Here is a 17,931-nt window from a genome sequence, read left to right as displayed (position 1 = left end):
CACTGGCCGCAGCAGACGCACGGGCCGCGGCCCGGCTTTCATGCCCCCGGCTTGAGCGTGCGCACCATCTGCATCGCGGAACCAATCAGCGTGCTGACTTCGCTCATATTCGAGGGCACGATCAGCGTGGTGTTGGACTCGGCGGCCACCTTGGCGTAGGCCTCAACGGCTTTTTCGGCCACTTTTAGCTGCACCGCCGCCTCGCCGCCTTCGGTGCGGATGGCGCGCGCGATGCGCTCGATGGCTTGCGCCGAGGCTTCGGCCACGGCCAGAATGGCGGAGGCTTGGCCTTGGGCCAGGTTGATGGCGGCCTGGCGTTCGCCCTCGGAGCGGGCGATGGAGGCTTCGCGCTCGCCGTTGGCGATGTTGATCTGCTCTTGCTTGCGCCCTTCGGAGGCGGCAATGAGGGCGCGTTTTTCGCGCTCGGCGGTGATCTGGGCCTGCATCGAGCGCAGGATTTCGGCCGGCGGGGTCAGGTCCTTGATCTCGTAGCGCAGCACCTTCACGCCCCAGTTCAGCGCCGCCTCATCGACGGCGGTGACCACCTGGGCGTTGATCATGTCGCGCTCTTCGAAGGTTTTGTCGAGCTCCATGCGGCCGATGATGCTGCGCAGCGTGGTTTGCGCCAGTTGCGTGATGCCCATCATGAAGTTGGAGGAGCCGTAGCTGGCGCGCATGGCGTCGGTGACTTGGAAGTACAAAATCCCATCGACCTTGAGCTGGGTGTTGTCGCGGGTGATGCAGATCTGCTCGGGCACATCCATCGGGATTTCCTTTAGGCTGTGCTTGTAGGCCACCCGGTCCACAAAGGGCACCAGAAAGTTCAGCCCCGGCCCGAGTGTGCCGGCGTACTTGCCCAGGCGCTCCTTGACCCAGGCGTTTTGCTGCGGCACCACCTGAATGGAGCGGATGACGAACACGATGGCCACGATGACCAGTGCCAGGGCGATGAATTCCATGGAGATTTCCTCTCAAAAAAAGCGGTTTCAGGCCCCACTCAGCGCCGCCACAGCCATCACGGCAAGGGCCACACCGGAATGGGCAAGGGATGTGTGTCGGCTGCGCGCTACTCGCTGGCTATTCGCTGCGGTGCTCGCTGTGCGGCGCAGCCGCGCTGGGGCTAAGCAGCAAAGTATTGCCCTGCAAAGCGACGATGGTGTGACGCCCGGGCCGGGCACTGGCCGGGTCGCCCTGCAACTGCACCGCCCAGTCGGCGCCGCGGTAGCGCACCTGCGCCGTGCCGTCTGCGCGCCAGTGCTCGACCGTGAGCGACTGGCCGATGTCGAGGTTGATGTCTGGGTTGTGCCCCGCTTGTGGCTGCGCCGGATGGCGCACGCGCCAGCGCTGCCAGAGCGCCACCGCACCGCCACCCACCGCAGCGGCGCTGAGCAATTGGCCGGTGAGGTCTAGGCCCGCGTGCGCCGCCAGCGCACCGGCGACCAAGCCCACGGCCAGCATGAGCAAAAAGAAGGTGCCGGTCAAGAGTTCCAGCACCACGGCAGCGCCCGCAAGCAGCCACCAAATGGTCCAATCGGTCATGCCCGTCCTTGGTTGCAGTGGATGTGTGACTTGCAGCATAACGCAAGCAGGGCTTGCGTGCCAAAAAAATCTGCTGGCCCAGGCGCCCACAAGGCAGCGGATTTTCACAATCCCTCACTACACTAGCGGGCTATGAAATTTCGCTTTCCCATCGTCATCATCGACGAAGACTTTCGCTCCGAAAACACCTCGGGTCTGGGCATTCGTGCGCTGGCGCAAGCCATCGAGAGCGAGGGCTTCGAGGTCGTCGGCGTCACCAGCTACGGCGACTTGTCGCAGTTTGCGCAGCAGCAAAGCCGCGCCAGCGCCTTTATTTTGTCGATCGACGACGAGGAATTCACCCCCGGCCCAGACCTGGACCCGGCGGTGCTCAATCTGCGCCACTTCATCGACGAGGTGCGGCGCAAAAATGCCGATGTGCCGATCTACATCTACGGCGAAACCAAGACCAGCCGACACCTGCCCAACGCCATTTTGCGCGAGCTGCACGGCTTCATCCACATGTTTGAGGACACGCCCGAGTTCGTGGCGCGCCACCTCATCCGCGAGGCCAAAAGCTACCTAGAGGGCATCCAGCCGCCCTTTTTCAAGGCGCTGCTCGACTACGCCGAAAACGGCTCCTACAGTTGGCACTGCCCCGGCCACTCGGGCGGGGTGGCGTTTCTCAAGTCGCCCGTGGGGCAAATGTTTCACCAGTTCTTTGGCGAAAACATGCTGCGCGCCGACGTCTGCAACTCGGTCGAAGAGCTCGGGCAGTTGCTGGACCACAACGGCGCCATTGGCGAGAGCGAGCGCAACGCGGCGCGCATTTTCAACGCCGACCACTGCTTTTTCGTCACCAACGGCACCAGCACCAGCAACAAGATGGTCTGGCACCACACCGTGGCACCGGGCGATGTGGTGCTGGTGGACCGCAACTGCCACAAGTCGGTGCTGCACAGCATCATCATGACCGGATCGATTCCGGTGTTCCTCAAACCCACGCGCAACCACTGGGGCATCATCGGCCCGATTCCGCAAAGCGAGTTCGAGCCCGACGCGATCCGCGCCAAAATCGAAGCGCACCCGCTGCTGACCGGGGTCGATGCGCAGGCGGTCAAGCCGCGCATCCTCACGCTCACGCAGTCCACCTACGACGGCGTGCTCTACAACACCGAAGTCATCAAGCAGATGCTCGACGGCTACGTGGACAACCTGCACTTTGACGAAGCCTGGCTGCCGCACGCGGCCTTTCACCCCTTTTACGGCACCTTCCACGCCATGGGGCGCAAGCGCGGGCGGCCGCAGCATTCGGTGGTCTATTCCACCCAGAGCATTCACAAGCTGCTGGCGGGCATCAGCCAAGCCAGCCACGTGCTGGTGCAAGACTCGCAGAGCACGCCGCTGGACCGGCACCTGTTCAACGAGGCCTACCTGATGCACACCAGCACCAGCCCGCAGTACAGCATCATTGCCAGTTGCGACGTGGCCGCCGCCATGATGGAGCCGCCCGGTGGCACCGCGCTGGTGGAAGAAAGCATTGCCGAGGCGCTCGATTTCCGGCGCGCCATGCGCAAGGTCGATGCCGAGTTTGGCGACGACGAGTGGTGGTTCCAGGTCTGGGGCCCCGAGGCGCTGGCCGAAGAGGGCGTGGGCCGCGCCCACGACTGGATTTTGCAGCGCACCACCCCCGATGGCCAGCCGCTGCTGCGCGGTGGCGACGCCTGGCACGGCTTTGGCGACATGGCGCCGGGCTTCAATATGCTGGACCCGATCAAGGCCACCTTGCTCACGCCGGGGCTGAACATGAAGGGCGACTTTGCCGCCAGCGGCATTCCGGCCAGCATCGTCACCAAATACCTGGCCGAGCACGGCGTGGTGGTAGAAAAAACCGGCCTCTACAGCTTTTTCATCATGTTCACCATCGGCATCACCAAGGGCCGCTGGAACACCCTGCTCACCGCCTTGCAGCAGTTCAAGGACGACTACGACCGCAACCACCCGCTGTGGCGCACCATGCCCGAGTTCTGCCAAAAGCAGCGCCGCTACGAAAAAATGGGGCTGCGCGACCTGTGCCAAATGGTGCACGAGCTCTACGCCAAGTCCGACATCGCGCGCCTGACCACCGAGATGTACCTGAGCGACCTGACCCCGGCCATGAAGCCCAGCGACGCCTTTGCCCAGATCGCCCGCCGCCGCACCGAGCGGGTGCCGATCGATGCGCTGGAAGGGCGCATCACCACCGCGCTCATCACCCCGTACCCGCCCGGCATTCCGCTGCTGATACCGGGCGAGGTGTTCAACCGCCGCATCGTAGATTACCTCAAGTTTGCGCGCGACTTCGCCTTGCAGTGCCCCGGCTTCGAGACCGACATCCACGGCCTGGTGGTGGAGCAGGGCGCAGACGGGCGCAACGCCTACTTTGCCGACTGCGTCAAAGCGCCCTGACTCTGGGTTACAGTAGACGCTGAAGCTGCGACCGCGTGGCCCAGTCAAGCATTTTTCAACGATAAGGAGTAAGCATGTTTCCTGAGTACCGCGATTTGATCTCCGAGCTCAAAGTGAGCGACCACCACTTCAGCCGCCTGTTCGAGAAGCACAACGAACTCGATCACACCATCAAGAACATGGAAGCTGGCATCACGTCCGGCAGCCACGATCAGATTGAAACGCTGAAAAAAGAAAAGCTGCGCCTCAAAGACGAGCTGTACGTGGTGCTCAAGATGGCCGACGCCGCCCGCACCGCCTGATCTGGTCAGGCCATAACCGCCTGACCACCCGTGCCAGAAAACCGCCTGCGGGCGGTTTTTTTATGCGCGGGTGGCGCAGGGGCGCATTGGGGGTGGGGGTGGGTGCGCTGCGCGCTTAGCGCTGCGCCAGCCGCTCGGCCTGCAAGGGCGCAGCGGGCGTGCGGGCCGTCGTGGCTGCATCGGCCGCCACCCGGCGCGCGCCGTTGAAGCGCGTGGTCCAGTAGCGCAGGTCCATGCGCTCGATGCGGATGCGCGCGCCGCTGCGCGGCGAATGCACGAAGCGGCTCTCGCCGATGTAGATGCCCACGTGGCTGTAGCGCCGCCCCAGGGTGTTGAAAAACACCAGATCACCGGGTGCCAGCTCGCTGCGCTCAATCGGGGCAGTGGCGCGGGCCTGCTCGCGCGAGATGCGCGGCAGTTGCAAGCCCATCACCTGGCGAAACGCCGCCTGCACGAAGCCGCTGCAATCGAAGCCTTCTTCGGCATTGTTGCCGCCAAGCTGATAGGGCACCCCCAGAAAACCCAGCGCATGCACCACCAAGCTGGAGTGCAAGGGCCGTTCGGGGCGGTCTGCACTGGCAGCCGCTTGGGGCGCCACCGCCTTAGGTACGGCGTTGGGATCATGCAGGTCGGCGGCAGGCGCTGCGGGATCGAAGGGGGCGCTGGCAGGGGTTGCCAAACCCTGTTGCTGCAAAAAATCGGCCAAGGCATCGGTGGCGTGAGCCGGTGCGGGCACAATCAGGGCAGCCCACACGGCCACGGTGGCCAGACGACACACCGCCTGGGCACGAAGGGTGTTGCACGCGTTGATTCGGCTCATGGCTTGCAGAATATAAGCAAAACTTCGTGCTGTCAATGGCTTGTGATCCAAATTTGAAGTAATCCGCTGACGGAGACCGTTACCATGCTGCTCGACCTTGATGATTGCCAACTGGTGCTGGTGGACTACCAGGCCAAGCTGATGCCGGTGATCGGCCACGCCGACGAGGTGCTGGCGCGTGCCGTGCTGCTGGCGCGTGCCGCCCGCTTGCTGGGTGTGCCGGTCTGGGGCACAGAGCAAAACCCCAGCCGCCTAGGGCCCAACGCACCCGAGTTGAGCGCATTGTGCCAGCAAACCTTCAGCAAAATGCATTTCAGCGCCTGCGAATCGGGCCTGCTGGATGCGCTGCGCCCGCCCGCGCGGCCGGCGCCCAAACCGGCGGGCAACGCGCGCAGCCTGCCCAAGCACCTGCAAAAACCCGCCGCCGCGCCCGAGCCCGAGCGCCAAACCGTGCTCATCGCCGGCTGCGAAACCCATGTGTGCCTGCTGCAAAGCGCGCTCGGCCTGCTGGAGCAGGAGTTTGAGGTTTGGGTGGTGACCGACGCCTGTGGCTCGCGGCGCGAGCGCGACCGCGACGCCGCCTTCGACCGCTTGGCCAACAACGGCGTCGAGCTGGTGACAAGCGAAATGGTGCTGTTCGAGTGGCTGCAGCACTGCGAGCACCCGCAGTTTCGCGAGGTGCTGGCGCTCGTCAAGTGAGCCCATTGTTGCTTTTTTGTGGCTGCTAGGCGGGCCGGACTTTGCCCCACCTCCTAAAAGAGGCTCCGCAGGCAATAACCCGCCACTCAATAATGTTATAAGCATATCTGCATTTGGTGTTTCCACCAATGGCGCCGCTCTGCTGGAGCCGCTAAGCTCCAACTGCGTAGCAGGAGAACGTGAAATTTTCACGACAAACAGGAGACATGCAGATGAAAAATAGAATTCGAATGGCGGCTGCCTTGGGTGCAGTTGCGGCTTTGGGTGTGGCCGGTTTTGCGCTGGCGCAGGCGCAAGCCCCGGCTCCGAGCATCCAAGACGGCATCGCCGAATACCGCGAAATGCTGGCCGACGGCAATCCCGCCGAGCTGTATATGATGAAAGGCGAAGAGTTGTGGCGCACCGCGCGCGGCCCCCGCAATGCCTCGCTGGAGCGTTGCGACTTGGGCAAAGGGCCCGGCGTCATCAAGGGGGCTTTTGTCGAGTTGCCGCGCTTCTTTGCCGATACCGGGCGGGTGCAAGATTTGGAAAGCCGCATCCTCACTTGCATGCAAACCCTGCAGGGTATTGACACAGACCGCGAGGTGAGTTCTCGCGGTTATCTGCGCGGTGAGACCGCCAACGTGGTGGCGATGGCGACTTGGGTGGCATCCGAATCCAAAGGCATGCGCTTCAATGTGCCGCAAGCGCACCAGGCCGAACGCACCATGTACGAACTGGGCAAGCGTGCCTTTTTCTGGCGCGCTGGCACGCACGATTTCTCCTGCGCCACCTGTCACGGCGTGGATGGCAAACGCATACGGCTGCAAGAGCTGCCCAACCTAACGGGCAACCCCGGCGACGGAGTCGGCTTTGCTGCTTGGCCGGCGTACCGGGTGTCAAACGGGCAGATGTGGAGCATGCAGCACCGCCTGCACGACTGTTTCAGGCAAATGCGCTGGCCCGAACCCAAATTTGCCAGCGATGTCACGATTGCGCTGAGCGTCTATATGGGAGTCAATGCCAAAGGGGCTGCGTCCGCCATTCCCACCATCAAACGCTAATTGGAGCCATAGACCATGAATAAATCCCTGCTCTTGGCCTTGAGCGCCCCTTTTGTTCTGCTGGCCTTGCCCTCTTGCTCGGTTCAGCCCACCGCGGCCGATTACGACCGCATGGCGCAGGAAATGATGAAAAATTCATTTGTGGCGCGTGGCATTGCCACCATGGATAGGCTTAACCCCGATCAGGCCAATGACTTGTGTGCGCAGGCCGAAGTGGCCGGCCAGCAACTCGACGACAAAACCGCTCAAGCGATTCAGGCCGCGCAGATGAAAACCATCGTGCCCCCAGCCGACGGACGTTTTCTGGGTGACTGGCGCGAAGGCGAACTGATTGCGCAAAGTGGTCGCGGCCTGACTTGGACCGATGTCGCGACGGCCGCCAGTGGTGGCAACTGCTTCAACTGCCACCAGATCACCAAGGCAGAAATTTCGTTCGGCACCTTGGGGCCCAGCCTGCTCAACTACGGCCGCTTGCGCGGCGTCACCGACCCCAACAGCCCCGAGGCGCGTCCGATCGTGGAATACACTTGGGGCAAGCTGTCCAACCCGCGCGCCTACAACGCTTGCTCCCAGATGCCGCGCGCCGGGCACAAGGGCATCCTGACTCAAGACCAGATGCGCCATGTCATGGCTTTGTTGCTCGACCCGGAGTCGCCGGTGAACCGCGAGGTGGCCAACTAAACCTTGCGGGGGTCTCGTGCCCGTACAGACCCGGTGCAAGGGCGCTTGGTCGGCCTGTGCGGGGCTGTTGGAGGAAGCCGGAAACCGTTTTGGGGCTGCAGCGCGTGTCTGGACTCGGCACGACTGGGGGCCGGTAAAATCAGCCCAAGCATCCTCTTTTTGGCCCACACCGTGACCCCACACCTGACCCCGATCGAGGGCGGCGACGCCCTCAGCCGTTTTCGCGCCCAACAACTCCTGCCACGCCTGCAAGCCGTATCGGATGCCATCGTGGGCGTATCGGCGCGCTACCTGCATTGGGTGGCCACGGACGAGCCCCTGACTGCGGCGCAGGGGCAGGCCTGGCAGGCGCTGCTCAGCTACGGCCCACCCAGCCCAGCCCAGCCCAGCGAGCGCGACAGCGTGCTGGTCGTGGTCACGCCGCGCCTAGGCACCGTATCGCCCTGGGCCTCCAAGGCCACCGACATTGCGCGCAACTGCGGTTTTGCTGTGCGCCGCGTCGAGCGCTGCACCGAATACCGCCTGCAACTGCGCAGCGGCCTGTTTGGCCGCGCCCCCGCCAGCCTGAGCCCAGCCCAGTGGCAACAAGTGGCGGCGCTGCTGCACGACCGCATGACCGAAAGCGCACTGACCACGCGCGAGGCGGCGCAGCAATTGTTCAGCGAGCTGGCCCCGGCGCCGCTGGAGCACGTCGATCTGCTCGGCGCGGGCCGCGCCGCACTGGAGCAGGCCAACCGGGCCTGGGGCTTGGCGCTGGCCGAAGACGAAATCGACTACCTGCTGGCGGCCTTCCAAGCGCTGGGCCGCAACCCGAGCGATGTGGAGCTGATGATGTTTGCGCAGGCCAACAGCGAGCACTGCCGCCACAAAATTTTCAATGCCGAATTTGTGATCGACGGCCAGGCGCAGCCGCACAGCCTGTTTGGCATGATCCGCCACACCCACCGCAGCCACCCGCAGCACACCATCGTGGCCTATTCCGACAACGCCGCCGTGATGCAAGGGCACCAGTTGGAGCGCTTCGTGGCGCGCATGGCGCAGCCCGATGCGGTGCCGGTCTATGCCACCGAGGCTGCCGAGCAGCACATTTTGATGAAGGTGGAAACGCACAACCACCCCACCGCCATCTCGCCCTTTGCCGGGGCCGCCACCGGCGCCGGCGGCGAAATCCGCGACGAGGGCGCCACCGGGCGCGGGGCCAAGCCCAAGGCGGGCCTGACCGGCTTTAGCGTCTCCAAGCTCTGGGGCGGTTGGGCCGACCTGCCCGAGGGCAAGCCCGAGCACATCGCCAGCCCCTTGCAAATCATGATCGAAGGCCCGCTGGGCGGGGCCGCCTTTAACAACGAATTCGGCCGCCCCAATCTGCTGGGTTACTTTCGCGAATACGAGCAGGTGGTGGGCGGGGTGCGGCGCGGCTACCACAAGCCGATCATGATTGCCGGTGGCATCGGCCAGATCGACGCCGCGCTCACACACAAGGTGCAGTTTGCGCCCGGCTCGCTCTTGATCCAACTGGGCGGCCCCGGGATGCGCATCGGCATGGGTGGCGGCGCCGCCAGTTCCCTGGCCAGCGGCAGCAACGCCGCCGAGCTCGATTTCGACTCGGTGCAGCGCGGCAACCCGGAACTGGAGCGCCGCGCGCAGGAGGTGATCAACCACTGCACCGCGCTGGGCGCACACAACCCGATTCTGTTCATACACGACGTGGGCGCGGGCGGCCTTTCCAACGCCTTCCCCGAGCTGGTCAACGACGCCGGGCGCGGTGCGCGCTTCGATCTGCGCGCCGTGCCGCTGGAAGAAAGCGGTTTGTCGCCCAAAGAAATCTGGTGCAACGAAAGCCAAGAGCGCTACGTGCTGGCCATCGCCCCCGAGTCGCTGGCGCAGTTCCAAGCTTTTTGCGAACGCGAGCGCTGCCCCTTTGCCGTGGTGGGCGTGGCGACCGAGGCGCGCGATCTGGTCGTCAGTGATGGCGGAACGGGGGGCAGCGCAGCGCCGCTAGGCGCAAGCGTGGGGGCACCACCACCAGTCCAGATGCCATTGGACGTGCTGCTCGGCAAGCCGCCCAAAATGCGGCGCGATGTGCAGACCGTGCCGCGCCCGCGCACCGGGCTCGACCTCACCGAGGTGCAACTGCAAGCCAGCGCGATCGGTGTGCTCAGCCACCCCACGGTGGCCTCCAAACGCTTCCTCATCACCATCGGCGACCGCAGCGTGGGCGGCCTCACGCACCGCGACCAGATGGTGGGCCCGTGGCAGGTGCCGGTGGCCGACTGCGCCGTCACCTTGGCCGACTTTGCCGGCGTGGCCGGTGAGGCCATGAGCATGGGCGAACGCAGCCCGCTGGCTGCGCTCGACGCCCCGGCGGCGGCGCGCATGGCGGTGGCCGAAGCCATCACCAACCTGCTGGCGGCCCCGATCGAGCTCGGGCGCGTCAAGCTCTCGGCCAACTGGATGGCCGCTTGCGGCGAAGCGGGCGAAGACGCCGACCTGTATGCCAGCGTGCGCGCCGTGGGGCTGGAGCTGTGCCCGGCGCTGGGCGTGAGCATTCCGGTGGGCAAAGACAGCCTCTCCATGCGCACCCAGTGGCGCGCCGAGGGCCAAACCCTCAAGGTGACATCGCCCGTGAGCCTGGTGGTGAGCGCCTTTGCCACCCTAGCCGATGTGCGCGGCACCCTGACACCGCAACTGCAAACCCAAGAACCCGACACCGCCTTGCTGCTGATCGACCTCGGCAAAGGGCAGATGCGCCTAGGCGGCTCGATTCTGGCGCAGTGCCTGGAGCAGAGCGGCGACGCCGTGCCCGACCTCGACCAGGCGCAAGACCTGATCAACCTGGTGCAGGCCGTCAACGCCCTGCGCGCCCAAGGCCTGCTGCTGGCCTACCACGACCGCAGCGACGGCGGCCTGCTGGCGGCGGTGGCCGAAATGGCCTTTGCCGGCCAGGTGGGCGTGGCCCTCAACCTCGACGCCCTGCTGGTTGAGGGCGACGGCGTGAGCGACAGCCGCATGGACGCGGGCGACAGCAAAAACTGGGCCGCCCAGGTGGCGGCGCGGCGCGAAGAGCGCAGCCTGCGCGCGCTGTTCAACGAAGAACTCGGCGTGCTGCTGCAAGTGCGCAGCGCCGAGCGCAGCCAGGTGATGCAGGTGCTGCGCGCATACGGCTTGGGCGCGCACAGCCACTTCGTTGGCAAGGTGCAAAGCCCGGCTTGGCCCAGTGCCGCCAGCGCCAACGCAAGCGATGCAGCCCCTGAGCAGCGCTTGCAAATCTGGCGCGACGCGCGCAAGGTGTTCGACTCCAGCCTGCAAGACCTGCAACAAGTCTGGGACAGCGTGAGCTGGAAAATCTGCCGCCTGCGCGACAACCCGCTCTGCGCCGACGCCGAACACGCCGCCCTCGGCCAGCCGGGCGACCCCGGTCTGCACCTGGCGCTTACTTTCGACCCCGCCGACGATGTGGCCGCCCCCTACCTCAACCTGGCGCGGCCCAAGGTGGCCATTTTGCGCGAGCAGGGCGTGAACTCGCAGCTTGAAATGGCCTACGCCTTCCACCTGGCCGGCTTCGAGGCGCACGATGTGCACATGAGCGATCTGCAAAGCGGCCGCGCGCGCTTGCAAGATTTCAAAGGCTTGGTGGCCTGCGGCGGCTTCAGCTACGGCGACACGCTCGGGGCCGGCATAGGCTGGGCGCGTTCCATCACATTCAACCCGGCGCTGGCCGAGCAGTTCAGCGCCTTCTTTGGCCGCCCCGACACCTTTGGCCTAGGCGTGTGCAACGGCTGCCAGATGTTTGCCGAACTGGCCGATCTCATCCCCGGTGCGCAAGCCTGGCCGCGCTTCACCAGCAACCAGTCGGAGCGCTTCGAGGCCCGGCTCTCGATGGTCGAGGTGCAAGCCAGCCCCAGCCTGTTTTTCCAAGGCATGGCCGGCAGCCGCCTGCCCATTGCGGTGGCGCACGGCGAGGGCTATGCCAACTTCAGCCAGCGCGGCAACGCCGAGCAGGCCATTGCGGCGCTGCGCTTTGTCAACCACCATGGTGCGGCCACCGAGGCCTACCCCCACAACCCCAACGGCAGCCCGGGCGGCCTCACCGGCGTGACCACCGCCTGCGGGCGCTTCACCGCGCTCATGCCACACCCCGAGCGCGTGTTTCGCAACCTGCAACTCAGTTGGACCGACCCGCGCCACAGCGGCGCGCTCGAAGGCCCCAGCCCGTGGTTGCGCATCTGGCGCAATGCGCGGCGTTGGGTGGGCTAGGGAGGCTTGCGCATAACCACCACGGGCCTTGCGCCAACTTTGGCTGCTGCCTGTCCGCGCGCTGGGCAATGCCTCTGATTTTTACCGAATGCCACGAAAAATCCCGCATTGCGCGCAGGCGACAGGTCTGCAACCGGGTGCAGCCACATAATGGGCGGCTTCACCACCCAAGGCCGCATTCACTCATGAAGCCTCAAGATTTTCGTTTTTCGCACCGATTGCGGGTGCGCTGGTCCGAAGTCGATATGCAAAAAATCGTCTTCAACGCGCACTATCTGGCGTATTTCGACTTGGGCGTGTCCGAGTACTGGCGCACCCTCGGCCTGCCCTACGAGGACGCAATGGCGCAGCTCGGTGGCGAGCTCTACCTGAAAAAAACCACGCTCGAGTTCAATGCCTCGGCGCGCATGGACGACCAGCTCGACGTGGCGCTGGCCTGCCAGCGGCTGGGCAACAGCTCGATGACGCTGCGCGCGGCCGTCTTGCGCGCCGAGCAGCCCTTGGCCGTGGGCGAGCTGGTGTACGTGTTTGCCGATCCGGCCACGCAGCGCCCACGCCCTTTGCCGCAGGCCTTGCGAGCGCTCATCGAAGGCTTTGAGGCTGGTCAGCCGGTGCTGGAGCTGCGCACGGGCGGCTGGGCCGAACTGGGGCCGGACGCGCAGCGCGTGCGCACGGCGGTGTTCGTCGAAGAGCAGGGCATTGCGCGCGAGGACGAATGGGACGCCGCCGATGCCGACTGCCTGCACGTGGTGGCCTACAACCGCCTGGGCCAGCCGGTGGCCACGGCGCGGCTGCTGCCCGCCCAAGCCGGTGTGGCCAAGCTCGGGCGCATGGCGGTGCACCGGGTGCTGCGCGGCACCGGCGTGGGCCGCAACTTGGTGAGCGCGCTCACGCAGGCGGCGCAAGCCCGTGGCGACCACTGCCTGCGCCTGAGCGCGCAACGCAGCGCCCAAGGCTTTTACCGGCGTTTGGGTTTTGAGACTGTGGGCCAGCCCTACGACGAAGTGGGCATTGCCCACATCGAGATGCAAAGGCGGTTGTAAGTGCTTTGGTTCGGCGGCACGGGCGGGTGCGTCCACTCCTGCAGTTCGAGCTGGCTGCTGGCCGCCGAGGGGCGCAGCCAGCGCGCGATCAGGCTGCTGCGGGTGCCGTAGCCGTGTTGCGGCATCTCCACAAAGGGGCTGGAGAGCAGCTTTTCTTGCGCCAGCGGCACCCCGGTGGCGGGCAGTTGCGCCTCGGGGGCCGGGCGGCGATCGAGCAGGGCCTGCAGCAGCGGGTCCTGCCAGCGCTCACCGTGCAGCGTGTCTTGCAGCGCAGCGGCAACGGCGGCCTTGAGCTGCCGCACCTTGGGCCACGGGCTGTCGAGGGCGGCGTTGGACAGGCCATACACCCCAGGCGCCAGCGCCGCACCGCACCAGCCGGGAGGCAAGTCATGGGGCCGCAAGCGGGCGATGGGGCTGTCTGCGCCGGGCCCATCGCGCTCTGCGCTGCGCGACCGGTTCGAGAGCCAGCACCAGTGGCCGCTGAGGCAGTCGCCCAGCACCAGGTTGAAGCCGCCGTAGGCGCTGGGGTCGGTCTGCTGCAGCAGGGCTGGCACATCCGGGGCCGCAGCGGGGCCGGCCAGCCAGCGCGTCACCAGCTCGCCACGGCTGCGCGCCGCGCGCTCGGGCTGGCCGTCGCGCACGTTGGTGAGCATCGCGACCCGGCCGGCGGCTGAAAAACCCAGCCAGGTGCCGCCCGCGAGCAGATCGCGTCCGGCGTACACGGTGAGGCCGTTTTCCAGCGGCCAGGCGGCCAGCGGCAGGGTGGGGCGCGCCCAGAACTCGTCGCGGTTGGCCGCCAGCAGCAGCGGGCAATCGGTGCGCTGGCCGATGGCGAAGGCGATCAGGCACATTTCAGGCGCAGTTACACATCGGCCAGCAGCTCGTAGGGCAAGGGCAATAGCGTCAAGGTGGCGCCATCGGGCGCGCCCAGGTGCAGCATCTGGCCGTCGGCGGCGCTGGTCTGCAGGCTCAGCAGGGCATCGAACCCGCCGACTGGGTGCGCGGCCGCTTGCACCACCACGCCGCAGGGCTGTTCGGCGTCGCCGGGGTGAAACACGGGCTGCCCGGCCTGCAGGGTGGCATGGGTGGCGGCAGCGGTGCCATGCGCCAGATAGGTGCGCCGCTTCAAGGTGCCGCGAAACTGGCTGCGCGCCACCACCTCTTGCCCCGGATAGCAACCCTTTTTGAAGTTGACCCCCCCCACCGATTCGTAATTGAGCATCTGCGGCACCAGTTGCTCGATCAGCGGCTGGCTCAGCAGCACCACGGCGCTGCGCACCTGCAGCCAGTCCCAGTGCGCTGGGGGTAGGGGGGCGGCGTGGGCAGCGGCAGTTGGCGCATCAGCCGGCGCAGCAGTGGCCGTTTCTTCGCACAACACAGCCCGACCCAAGCCCACCGCGGATGGCAGCCGCACCCAGGCTTGCGCCCCGGCGTCGAGCTTGCTCCAAGGGGGCGCGGGCAATGCCTCGGGCACCGCCGCGCCCACTGCACCCCAGAGGGCAAAGCGCTGCGAGGCGTCGCTCAGTCGCACTTTGGCGCGCAGCACGAAGCGCTGCAGGTGTTGCAGGGTCTGCGGCAGCAGGTCGCGCGCGCACAGCAGCAGCACCTGCTCCGGGCCGCGTTTGAAGCCGATGAACGAGGCCAGCATGCGCCCCTTGGCGTTGCACAGCGCCGCCAGCCGCGCTTCGGCCTGGCCCAGCAGGGCAAAGTCGTTGCTTAACTGGTTGTGCAAAAAGCTTGCCGCATCCGGCCCCTCGGCGGCAATCAAGCCCCAGGCGGGCAGGGGGGCTAGGCCGCTCCAGCCGCTGGTGGGGTCGAGGTTCGCGGCCGCCGTTGTGCCAGCGTCATGGGCTGCATCTGCAGCGGTGTTTGCCGCTGTGGCGGGGCCAGTGGGGCAGGCAGGGGATGGTTGGGCCTGGTGGGGCAGGGGATTGGGGTTCATAGTGCAGACAACGGGGGGGCGCAGGGGTGAATGGGGGAGGCGGGAGCGGAACAGCCAGCGTGTGCCTCACTTATGATCGGGCCTCGATTGTCCCAGAGGTGCAAATCCGTGTTCCGAACCTTGAAATGGTTGCTGCTGGCCGTGCTGGCCAGTGCCGTGTTGTTGGCCGCGCTGGCTGCTTGGTGGCTGCAGCGGCCGCTGCCCTTGGAGCCGCAAGCGCAGGGGGTGGTCGATCTGGTGATCGAGCCCGGCACCTCGGCGCGCGGGGTGGCGCGGCTGCTGGTGCAAAGCGGGGTGCAAACCTCGCCCGAGCTGCTGTTTTTGTGGTTTCGCGCCTCTGGTCAGGCGCACCGCCTGCAGGCCGGCACCTACGAGATCGACGCCCAGACCAGCCCGCGTGCGTTGCTGCGCAAGCTGGTCGAGGGCGAGCAGGCGCTGCGCCGCATCACCTTGCTCGAAGGCTGGACTTACCACCAGGTGCTGCAGGCGCTGCGCCAGGCCGAGTATTTGCGTTTCGACCTGCCTGCTGGAGACGATCCGGCTGCTCTGATGCGGGCCTTGGGCCTGCCACACGCGCACCCCGAAGGGCGGTTTTTCCCCGACACCTACAGCTACCCCAAAAACGGCTATGCCTCGGCGCTGCTGCGCCAAGCCGCGCAGGCCATGGAGCGGCAACTGGCCCAGGCCTGGGCGCAGCGCCAGCCCAATCTGCCGCTGCGCAACCCCGACGAAGCGCTGATCCTAGCCAGCATCATCGAGCGCGAAACCGGCTTGGCCAGCGACCGCCCCATGGTTTCGGGCGTGTTCAATAACCGGCTGCGCATCGGTATGCGCTTGCAGGCCGACCCGACCGTGGTCTATGGCCTGGGCCCCCGCTTCGATGAGCGCTTGCGCCGCATCCACCTGGAAACCGACACACCCTGGAACACCTACACCCGCGCCGGCTTGCCGCCCACGCCGATTGCCATGCCCGGCATGGCCTCCCTGCTGGCCGCGGTGCAACCGGCCGATACCCAGGCCATGTACTTCGTGGCCCGGGGCGACGGCTCCAGCGCCTTTAGCCGCACCTACGCCGAGCACAACGTGGCAATCCGGCGCTACATCCTGAACCAATGATGCCCCCCGACGCAGCCCCCCCGCAGCCGCCCGCCCGCAGCGGCTGCTTTGTTACGTTCGAAGGCATAGACGGGGCCGGCAAGTCCTCGCACATCGAACCCTTGGCCCAGGCCCTGCGCGCCCACGGCCGCTCGGTTACGCTCACGCGCGAGCCCGGCGGCACGCCCTTGGCCGAGCAACTGCGCGCCCTGTTGCTGGCCCAGCCCATGGATGCGCTGACTGAGGCGCTGCTGCTGTTTGCGGCCCGGCGCGAGCACCTGCTCACGGTCATCGAGCCGGCGCTGGCCCAGGGCCAGGTGCTGCTGTGCGACCGCTTTACCGACGCCACCTTTGCCTACCAGGGCCATGGGCGCAGCTTCGATTTGCAAATTTTGCAGACGCTGGAGCAGTGGGTGCAGGCCCGCCCAGCCACCCACGCCAACTGGGCCGAGCTTGCTGGCCCGAGCGCAGGTGCATCCACCCCCGGCCTGCGCCAACCCGACCTCACGCTCTGGTTCGACCTGCCCCCAGCCACCGCCGCCGCCCGCTTGGCCGGCGTGCGCGCACCCGACAAGTTCGAGGCCGAGCCGCAGGCATTTTTTGAGCGCGTCGCGGCCGGCTACGCCGCGCGCTGCGCCCAAAACCCGCAGCGCTTCGAGCGCATCGACGCCAGCTTGCCGCTGGAGCTGGTGTGGCAGCAGGTGCGCGCAGCGTGCCAGCGGCGCGGCCTGCTGGGGCCAGCGGCATGAGTTTGGCGCCCTGGTTGCAGCGCCAGTTGGCCAGCTTGCGCCAGCAGCGCAGCCACGCCCTGCTGCTGGCTGGCCCGCCCGGCTTGGGGCAGTACGAGCTGGCGCTGGCGCTGGCGCAAGCGTGGCTGTGCGAGCGCCCCGGCGAGCAAGGGGCTTGCGGGGTGTGCAGCAGTTGCCACGCCATCGGGGTGCGCACGCACCCGGATTTGTTCGTGCTCATGCCCGAGCTGCTGGCGATTGAGCTCGGCTGGCCGCTAGACCCCAAAACCCAGGACAAGATCGACAAGAAAGAAGCCAAGCCGAGCCAGTTCATCCGCGTTGATCCAGTGCGCGCCGCGCTGGCCTTCAGCCAGATCACCGCCTCGCGCGCGGCCACCAAAGTGGTGCTCATCCACCCCGCCAACCGGCTCAACGCCGAATCGGCCAACGCGCTGCTCAAAACGCTGGAAGAGCCGCCAGCGGCGCTGCGCTTCATCCTTAGCACCGAAGCCGCGCACACCCTGCCCGCCACCATCCGCAGCCGCTGCCTGACGCAGCAAATGGCCTGGCCCAGCGAGGCCGAAGCGCTGCCGTGGCTGGCGCAAACCGCAGCCCCTGGCACCCCCCTGCCGCAGTTGCAGGCCGCCTGGCGCGCCAGCGGTGGCCGCCCCGAAGCCGCGCGCCAGTGGCTGGCACGCGGCCTCGATGCCGCCCTCTGGGCCAGCCTGCCCAAGCGGATAGCGGCAGGCGACTTTGCCCCTTTGCGCGAGTGGCCGCTGGCGCTGCAAATGGAGCTGCTGCAACAACTCTGCCACGACCTCATGGCCGCTGCCGTGGCCGCCGAGCCACGCTTTTTTGCCGCCCCCGACCTGCCACCCACCCCGCCCCTGGCCGCGCTCAGCGCCTGGCAGCGCGACCTGCAGCAAGCGGCGCGCACACTCGAACACCCCTTCCAGGCCGCCTTGCTGCAAGAGGCGTGGGCGCTGCGCGCGCGCCAGGCCTTAGGCAGCGGCGCAGGCCGGGCAGGGCAATAGCAGCTTGCAACAGGCGAGCGGAGCGCAGCAAGACCGGAACGGCAGCGAAATCGAGGAGGCGGCAGGGGTCGGGCTGGGCCAAGGCGAGGAACCAGAGCCTGCGACAGGCGAGCGCGGTGCGACCAAAACGGCAGCGCAATCGAGGACGCGGCAGGGGTCGGGCTGGGCCAAGGCGAGGAACCAGAGCCTGCGACAGGCAGGCGCAGTGCGACCAAAACGGCAGCGCAATCGAGGAGGCGGCAGGGATCGGGCTGGGCCAAGGCGAGGAACCAGAGCCTGCGACAGGCGAGCGCGGTGCGACCAAAACGGCAGCGCAATCGAGGA

General features: G+C 66.6%; 15 protein-coding genes. 10 read left to right on the top strand and 5 right to left on the bottom strand.

The features are described 5' to 3' along the window. Positions 1-38: 38 nt before the first annotated feature. Complete coding sequence (locus tag SRAH_RS03230; protein ID WP_029461915.1) at positions 39-959, bottom strand: SPFH domain-containing protein; 921 nt, start codon at positions 957-959, stop codon at positions 39-41. A gap of 118 nt (positions 960-1,077) precedes the next feature. Next, positions 1,078-1,539, bottom strand: a complete 462-nt coding sequence (locus SRAH_RS03225) for an NfeD family protein (RefSeq protein WP_029461914.1) — start codon at positions 1,537-1,539, stop codon at positions 1,078-1,080. 132 nt (positions 1,540-1,671) lie between these two features. Between SRAH_RS03225 and SRAH_RS03220 the strand changes: the two genes are divergently transcribed. Together SRAH_RS03220 and SRAH_RS03215 are read left to right on the top strand one after the other, a co-directional pair. Next, positions 1,672-3,966, top strand: a complete 2,295-nt coding sequence (locus SRAH_RS03220; protein WP_029461913.1) for an arginine/lysine/ornithine decarboxylase — start codon at positions 1,672-1,674, stop codon at positions 3,964-3,966. A 74-nt stretch (positions 3,967-4,040) separates the two neighbouring features. Beyond that, complete coding sequence (locus SRAH_RS03215) at positions 4,041-4,268, top strand: HP1242/YdcH family protein (protein WP_029461912.1); 228 nt, start codon at positions 4,041-4,043, stop codon at positions 4,266-4,268. A 115-nt stretch (positions 4,269-4,383) separates the two neighbouring features. Here SRAH_RS03215 and SRAH_RS03210 read toward each other — a convergent pair whose 3' ends face one another. Next, positions 4,384-5,088 (bottom strand): C40 family peptidase, encoded by a 705-nt coding sequence (locus tag SRAH_RS03210; protein WP_082210048.1) that lies wholly within the window; start codon positions 5,086-5,088, stop codon positions 4,384-4,386. Between the two features lie 84 nt (positions 5,089-5,172). On the opposite strand from SRAH_RS03210, the gene SRAH_RS03205 reads away from it, so the two are divergent. The 5 genes from SRAH_RS03205 (at position 5,173) to SRAH_RS03185 (ending at position 12,808) form a co-directional block, all read left to right on the top strand. Continuing rightward, the gene (locus tag SRAH_RS03205; protein WP_029461910.1) at positions 5,173-5,787 is read left to right on the top strand and encodes an isochorismatase family protein; all 615 of its coding nucleotides are present in this window, start codon (positions 5,173-5,175) and stop codon (positions 5,785-5,787) included. Positions 5,788-5,999: 212 nt separating this feature from the next. Next, complete coding sequence (soxA, locus tag SRAH_RS03200; protein ID WP_082210047.1) at positions 6,000-6,830, top strand: sulfur oxidation c-type cytochrome SoxA; 831 nt, start codon at positions 6,000-6,002, stop codon at positions 6,828-6,830. A gap of 15 nt (positions 6,831-6,845) precedes the next feature. Continuing rightward, positions 6,846-7,511 (top strand): sulfur oxidation c-type cytochrome SoxX, encoded by a 666-nt coding sequence (gene soxX, locus SRAH_RS03195; RefSeq protein WP_029461908.1) that lies wholly within the window; start codon positions 6,846-6,848, stop codon positions 7,509-7,511. 171 nt (positions 7,512-7,682) lie between these two features. After that, positions 7,683-11,765: a phosphoribosylformylglycinamidine synthase gene (gene purL / locus SRAH_RS03190; RefSeq protein WP_029461907.1), complete on the top strand. Its 4,083-nt coding sequence runs from the start codon at positions 7,683-7,685 to the stop codon at positions 11,763-11,765. 185 nt (positions 11,766-11,950) lie between these two features. Then, a complete protein-coding gene (locus tag SRAH_RS03185; RefSeq protein ID WP_029461906.1) occupies positions 11,951-12,808 on the top strand; it encodes a YbgC/FadM family acyl-CoA thioesterase in 858 nt (285 codons plus the stop codon). Here the strand turns inward: SRAH_RS03185 and SRAH_RS03180 are convergent. Further along, positions 12,760-13,659 (bottom strand): NRDE family protein, encoded by a 900-nt coding sequence (locus SRAH_RS03180; RefSeq protein WP_052369065.1) that lies wholly within the window; start codon positions 13,657-13,659, stop codon positions 12,760-12,762. The genes SRAH_RS03185 and SRAH_RS03180 overlap by 49 nt on opposite strands. Before the next feature lie 11 nt (positions 13,660-13,670). After that, positions 13,671-14,750, bottom strand: coding sequence for a CAF17-like 4Fe-4S cluster assembly/insertion protein YgfZ (ygfZ, locus tag SRAH_RS03175; RefSeq protein ID WP_082210046.1), 1,080 nt, complete (start codon positions 14,748-14,750; stop codon positions 13,671-13,673). A gap of 72 nt (positions 14,751-14,822) precedes the next feature. On the opposite strand from ygfZ, the gene mltG reads away from it, so the two are divergent. Genes mltG through SRAH_RS03160 form a run of 3 tightly spaced genes read left to right on the top strand, consistent with a single transcriptional unit; the run spans position 14,823 to position 17,607 of the window. Beyond that, on the top strand, positions 14,823-15,866 hold the full coding sequence (gene mltG, locus SRAH_RS03170; RefSeq protein WP_045476015.1) for an endolytic transglycosylase MltG: 1,044 nt from the start codon (positions 14,823-14,825) through the stop codon (positions 15,864-15,866). Next, positions 15,863-16,594: a dTMP kinase gene (gene tmk / locus SRAH_RS03165; protein WP_232840973.1), complete on the top strand. Its 732-nt coding sequence runs from the start codon at positions 15,863-15,865 to the stop codon at positions 16,592-16,594. The genes mltG and tmk overlap by 4 nt, the downstream gene beginning before the upstream one ends. Continuing rightward, positions 16,591-17,607: a DNA polymerase III delta subunit-related protein gene (locus SRAH_RS03160; protein ID WP_029461901.1), complete on the top strand. Its 1,017-nt coding sequence runs from the start codon at positions 16,591-16,593 to the stop codon at positions 17,605-17,607. The genes tmk and SRAH_RS03160 overlap by 4 nt, the downstream gene beginning before the upstream one ends. The last annotated feature ends 324 nt before the right edge of the window (positions 17,608-17,931 follow it).

Source organism: Serpentinimonas barnesii (assembly GCF_000696225.1).
Classification (GTDB): domain Bacteria; phylum Pseudomonadota; class Gammaproteobacteria; order Burkholderiales; family Burkholderiaceae_C; genus Serpentinimonas; species Serpentinimonas barnesii.
The sequence above is the reverse complement of the archived record's forward strand: the minus strand, read 5'-3'. Positions and strand labels throughout refer to the sequence as shown.

Excerpts from the sequence above, each read along its gene's own strand:
- SRAH_RS03210 (WP_082210048.1), bottom strand. The coding sequence starts at position 5,088 with ATGAGCCGAATCAACGCGTGCAACACCCTTCGTGCCCAGGCGGTGTGT.
- tmk (WP_232840973.1), top strand. The coding sequence starts at position 15,863 with ATGATGCCCCCCGACGCAGCCCCCCCGCAGCCGCCCGCCCGCAGCGGC.
- soxA (WP_082210047.1), top strand. The coding sequence starts at position 6,000 with ATGAAAAATAGAATTCGAATGGCGGCTGCCTTGGGTGCAGTTGCGGCT.
- SRAH_RS03225 (WP_029461914.1), bottom strand. The coding sequence starts at position 1,539 with ATGACCGATTGGACCATTTGGTGGCTGCTTGCGGGCGCTGCCGTGGTG.
- SRAH_RS03180 (WP_052369065.1), bottom strand. The coding sequence starts at position 13,659 with ATGTGCCTGATCGCCTTCGCCATCGGCCAGCGCACCGATTGCCCGCTG.
- SRAH_RS03220 (WP_029461913.1), top strand. The coding sequence starts at position 1,672 with ATGAAATTTCGCTTTCCCATCGTCATCATCGACGAAGACTTTCGCTCC.
- SRAH_RS03230 (WP_029461915.1), bottom strand. The coding sequence starts at position 959 with ATGGAATTCATCGCCCTGGCACTGGTCATCGTGGCCATCGTGTTCGTC.
- mltG (WP_045476015.1), top strand. The coding sequence starts at position 14,823 with ATGATCGGGCCTCGATTGTCCCAGAGGTGCAAATCCGTGTTCCGAACC.
- ygfZ (WP_082210046.1), bottom strand. The coding sequence starts at position 14,750 with ATGAACCCCAATCCCCTGCCCCACCAGGCCCAACCATCCCCTGCCTGC.
- SRAH_RS03205 (WP_029461910.1), top strand. The coding sequence starts at position 5,173 with ATGCTGCTCGACCTTGATGATTGCCAACTGGTGCTGGTGGACTACCAG.
- SRAH_RS03215 (WP_029461912.1), top strand. The coding sequence starts at position 4,041 with ATGTTTCCTGAGTACCGCGATTTGATCTCCGAGCTCAAAGTGAGCGAC.
- SRAH_RS03185 (WP_029461906.1), top strand. The coding sequence starts at position 11,951 with ATGAAGCCTCAAGATTTTCGTTTTTCGCACCGATTGCGGGTGCGCTGG.
- SRAH_RS03160 (WP_029461901.1), top strand. The coding sequence starts at position 16,591 with ATGAGTTTGGCGCCCTGGTTGCAGCGCCAGTTGGCCAGCTTGCGCCAG.
- soxX (WP_029461908.1), top strand. The coding sequence starts at position 6,846 with ATGAATAAATCCCTGCTCTTGGCCTTGAGCGCCCCTTTTGTTCTGCTG.